General features: G+C 67.0%; 1 pseudogene. It reads left to right on the top strand.

The annotated features are described in order from the left end of the window. A pseudogene (locus IVA82_RS14740) lies at positions 1–678 on the top strand (IS110 family transposase); the annotation flags it as partial.

Genomic DNA, 678 nt, shown 5'->3' with positions numbered 1-678 from the left:
ACCAGGTCGTGCGACATCGCACGCGGCTCAAGAACGAGGTGCATTCAATCCTGCACGCGCACCTGATCCCGAAGTGCCCGCATGCCGATCTTTTCAACGGCCGCGGCCGGGCGTGGTTGGCCGCCCAACCGTTGCCGGACGATGAGCGCGCGGCGATCGATCGGCACGTCCGCGAGCTTGACCGGCTGGCGGAAGATCTGGCCCTGCTCGACCGCGAGATCGCGCAGGACGCCATCGACAATTCCGCGGTGAACAGATTGATGACGATCACCGGCGTCAACTTGGCGGTCGCTGCCGGGCATCATGGCGGCGATCGGCGACATCAGCCGGTTCAACAGCCCGCAGAAGCTGGTGAGCTATTTTGGGCTGAACCCGCGGGTGCGGCAGTCCGGACTGGGCGCCGCCCATCACGGCCGCATCAGCAAGATCGGCCGCAGTCACGCGCGCGCCATGCTGGTCGAGGCGGCCTGGGCAGCGGCCAAGGCGCCCGGTCCGCTGCATGCGTTTTTCGTGCGCATCCGCGCCCGGCGCGGCCATCAGATCGCCGCGGTGGCCGTGGCCCGGAAGCTCACCGTGCTTTGCTGGCATTTGTTGACGAAGGGCGAAGATTACCTGTGGGCGCGCCCAGCCCTGGTGGCCAACAAGACCCGCGCAATGCAACTTCAAGCCGGACATCCG

It is taken from the genome of Bradyrhizobium sp. 142 (genome assembly GCF_023074015.1).
GTDB lineage: Bacteria > Pseudomonadota > Alphaproteobacteria > Rhizobiales > Xanthobacteraceae > Bradyrhizobium.
Note: the sequence above shows the minus strand (reverse complement) of the source record. Positions and strands in the feature narration are given on the sequence as shown.